Annotated in this window: 4 protein-coding genes and 1 pseudogene; all 5 read left to right on the top strand. The window is 52.9% G+C overall.

Annotated elements, in window-relative coordinates; translation table 11 throughout:
• Positions 1-18 precede the first annotated feature (18 nt).
• The 5 genes and pseudogenes from HMPREF3067_RS11665 to HMPREF3067_RS11655 all read left to right on the top strand — a co-directional run bounded on the left by HMPREF3067_RS11665 (position 19) and on the right by HMPREF3067_RS11655 (position 3,620).
• The gene (locus HMPREF3067_RS11665) at positions 19-276 is read left to right on the top strand and encodes a helix-turn-helix domain-containing protein (RefSeq protein ID WP_083319206.1); all 258 of its coding nucleotides are present in this window, start codon (positions 19-21) and stop codon (positions 274-276) included.
• 281 nt (positions 277-557) lie between these two features.
• Positions 558-1,433 carry a DUF418 domain-containing protein gene (locus HMPREF3067_RS07420; protein ID WP_070769096.1) on the top strand — a complete coding sequence of 292 codons (876 nt, stop codon included), beginning with the start codon at positions 558-560 and terminating at the stop codon, positions 1,431-1,433.
• On the top strand, positions 1,423-2,445 hold the full coding sequence (locus HMPREF3067_RS11065) for a trypsin-like serine protease (protein WP_083319205.1): 1,023 nt from the start codon (positions 1,423-1,425) through the stop codon (positions 2,443-2,445). The genes HMPREF3067_RS07420 and HMPREF3067_RS11065 overlap by 11 nt, the downstream gene beginning before the upstream one ends.
• Positions 2,446-2,931: 486 nt before the next feature.
• A pseudogene (locus tag HMPREF3067_RS11660) lies at positions 2,932-3,162 on the top strand (IS3 family transposase); the annotation flags it as partial.
• A 176-nt stretch (positions 3,163-3,338) separates the two neighbouring features.
• Positions 3,339-3,620 carry a DDE-type integrase/transposase/recombinase gene (locus HMPREF3067_RS11655; RefSeq protein WP_371259780.1) on the top strand — a complete coding sequence of 94 codons (282 nt, stop codon included), beginning with the start codon at positions 3,339-3,341 and terminating at the stop codon, positions 3,618-3,620.
• The last annotated feature ends 52 nt before the right edge of the window (positions 3,621-3,672 follow it).

Genomic DNA, 3,672 nt, shown 5'->3' with positions numbered 1-3,672 from the left:
GCCTCACACACAAACTTCCTGACACCCTCGATTCATCAGATTTGGAAACACTCCGATGAGGTTTATGGTGCTCCGCGGATCAACGCAGAACTTACCGATCGTTACCATATTGCGCTTAACCGTAAGACTGTGCGGGCAGCCCCAAAACGCACAGAGGGCGAAGCAGTGCAAACGGGGCTCAGCGACAGCCGGCAGACTCATGGAAGAAGCCCGAGTTTCCGGCTAAAAACAGGCCAGCAACCAAATGGCCGTGGCCTACCCCAACCGCTTCGTTAAAACCAATAAACCTAACCCCGCACACAAATAACTTGATACGCTCCTGTTCTCTCCTCTTCTCTCTCAAGGAGAAGAGTCAACTCCAGCGGCTGCACTTTCTTTATGATTGGCAAACCCTTCATAAAGTTTTTGCAGTAATTATTCAGCGTGGCTTGGTAAAAATTGTAATGCACATGGGTTCACAGAAGTGTGTTCCCATTACAATATGAAGGAGAGTACAGGTGCCTGCATTTTCGCGCATCTTAGGGTTAGATATAGCCCGATCATTTGCCATTATAGGCATGATTGTCATACATATGGCCTCGCTCGTGTGGTACAACAAGGTCATCCTCAACGGTCTTTCCGCAGCACTATTTGCGATATTTGCAGGTATTACACTGATGATCATAGGCCGCGATTTCACTGTGGTTTCGTTTCTGCGGATTCTTGCGCGTGGCTGCATAATTGTCCTGATCGGAGTAGCGCTGTTACCCGTTGGTGGAGAAATTCAAGTCGTTCTTGTGGTTATCGGTATAACCATGATCCTCGTTTCTTGGGTTCCACCATTGCGTTGGTGGTGGAAACTCCTGCTCTTTATCGCGGCAACGGTGGCTGCGACAGTGAAGTATGCTCCTATGACCTTGCCTCAGATTTACCCATTGCTGGCTTATGTCGCCTATATTCTCGCCGGAATGTTGCTCTTTGAGGTATATGTGCGAAGTCATCGTGCTGCTGTTCAGTGGGGAGTTACTGCAGCTGGTGTAGTCCTCGCTGCCGTGGGTTTCTACTTCCGCTTTACTCCGGATGTACCTGGCTGGCTGCGTTTTACCGGCCATACGGGCGTGCTGGGGGAGATCGTATTGTCGGTTATGGTCGCTGCGGTCGTACTGCATCTGTGTCTCATTGTTGGCCGCACCGTACCCAAACTGGCCTATCCCTTCGCTGCCCTCGGTGCAATGTCTTTGAGCATCTACATTCTGCATGTGCTCACGGCCTACTACTGGCAGAGTCACATCACTTTACATAGCACCGGCTGGGCCTGTGCTTTCATCGTCTTCTTCCTCGCGTTTGCCACCCTGTGGCACCGCACAATAGGGAAGGGGCCAGCCGAGTGGTTTGTTTCCAAAGCCATCAACATTGCCGTTCCTGCTGGAAAGAAGGACCACCATGCAGCATAAACTTATTCCTGCTCTGCTTACCATCGGCGTCATCACGCTCATTGCGCCCCCGGCTGGAGCCCTTGAATATGGCGAGCCAGCCGGCGATTCTGCCGAGGCTCGCACAGTTGCTGAGTTGAAGATAGGTCGCGTAGGAAATTTTGGCGATTGCACCGGTACCCTCGTTGCTGAGCAGTGGGTTCTTACTGCACGTCATTGCCTCTCTTCCGTCAACAATGAGGGCACGCAGGCCCGTATTAACGGGACTATTTATGATGCGGATTCATGGGCACTTTCTCCGGTTTCTGATGCTGCCCTTCTCCACCTCACTACCTCTGTGTCCGGTGTTAAACCAGCACCTATCGCCACCGATATACCGCAGCCCGGCCAGCGAGGTGTCATCTACGGATGGAGCAGTAGTTCCTCCAAGGCTCGAAACGGCCACCTACCCAAAGCGGAAATGGAAGTTTCTGAGATTCTTGGTGGCAGTCCGTCCGGCCATGTTGTCGAAGAGGGGAAACAGCCAGATGTTCCGGAAGGAGGGGAAAGTGTTCCGGCTGCCGAGGCAATGCCTGGTGTTCCTGCGCCCGATTCTGGTGGCCTTGGTGAGGGAGCGATGTCGCCAGAGGGCGCTAGTTTGCCGGATGATTCGATGCCGCTGATCGAAAGTGCGCTCCTCGATGTACATTCGACGGGCCGTGCTGGTGTGCAGGGTGGTGACTCCGGTGGGCCCTTCTTTGTGGACGGCAAACTTGCTGGTCTTATGACTGCGGGTACCTCTAACGGGGATCCGGATTTGCCTTCACCTAGTGCAGCGATTACCACCTTGTCGGGTGCCAAAGAGTGGATTGAAGGGATAGTCAGCGGGCGTGATACAGATTCCATTCTTAACGCGGAAAACACACCTGAGCCGCCGAAAGTTCCGCAGACCAGCGGTGATCACGTGTGGTTGTATGTCGGTATCGCGACGATAGGGCTTATTGCTGCTGCGTTCTTAGCGCGTATTCCTGGCTTGCGTGGTCGTTATCGCTAGGAGGGATATGTGACTTCCTACTAGCCTTGATCTGCTCCACCTGTGCGACCTAATTCGGGCCGCACAGGTGTAGATCTAGAGTCTTAAGAAAGTAGTGATAATTTCATAGAATATTCGGCCTGAAGTGCCCCAGGTTTTGTTCCGTTTGAGTAGATGGGAAAATCTGGAATATGCCAAGATAATTTGACTAGGATGCAAAGGTCCGTGTGGTCTGCCTTGGGGGAAGACCGCGTCTTGGTGGAGAATATGTCAGTGTAAGCCGCGTGCCAGGCAAGTTGCCCCAAAACTGGGGATTTCATGGCACACGGCACGTCAATGGGCTCGGCATGCCCGCCGTGCCGGAAACATCTCAGAACCCGTGCCTGAGGATTTGGCCGCCGAAAGCGCGAGGCTGCGTCGTGAAAATCAAGAGCTACGCGATACTAATGAGCTGCTAAAGGATGCCTCAGCTTTTTCGCGTTGAAACCAGGCCCAAAACGTTAAGAAATGATCCGGTTTATCGATGAATACCGTAATAGTTTCTCCGTCGAGTTCATCTGTAAGACGTTGAAGGATAGCCGAACTGGTGGGTTCAGCACTTCGTGTGGTTATCGCCAGTTCACTGCCCGTGGATTAAGTGCTCGTCGCCTTCGTGACGCTGTGCTGGGTAAACGCATTTATGCTATTTATCGGGATAATTACGGTGTCTACGGTGTGCGGAAAATATGGCATGCTCTTCGCCGTGACGGAATTGATATCGGTCGTGAACAAACTGCCCGGTTGATGCGCCTGGCCGGTGGTTCTGGCAAAGGCGAGGGCGGATCACCAATCACGACCTGTAAGCCTCATGTGCCTGATCTGCGGCCGGACTTGGTGGAGCATGAGTTCAAAGTCCAGGGCCGAACAAGCTGTGGGTGGCTGACATTACGTATGTGCGCCCGAAGAAAGGCTTTGTGTATGCCGCGTTTGTCACGGACGTTTACTCTCGACGGATCGTTGGGTGGGTGCTATCAGATTCCATGCGCACCGAAGCGCTGCCGCTGCAAGCTCTCAACCAGGCGACCGTGTGTGCTGAAAAACAACAGGTCTCATTCACCCTTCGGATCACGGCACGCAGTAGTCAGCGTTGTCTACAACGAGCGACTTGCCCAGCATGGGATTGCCGCTTCCACCGGGGCTGTTGGTGTCTTCTATGACAATACTCTTGCTGAAAACGTGAACGGCTCCTACAAGAACGAGCTGATCCAT

Origin of the sequence: Corynebacterium sp. HMSC04H06, assembly GCF_001815935.1 — a bacterium.
GTDB lineage: Bacteria > Actinomycetota > Actinomycetes > Mycobacteriales > Mycobacteriaceae > Corynebacterium.
This window is presented reverse-complemented; position numbering and strand designations above follow the sequence as displayed.

Coding starts and splice junctions, on each gene's coding strand:
- HMPREF3067_RS11065 (WP_083319205.1), top strand. CDS start 1,423: ATGCAGCATAAACTTATTCCTGCTCTGCTTACCATCGGCGTCATCACG.
- HMPREF3067_RS07420 (WP_070769096.1), top strand. CDS start 558: ATGATTGTCATACATATGGCCTCGCTCGTGTGGTACAACAAGGTCATC.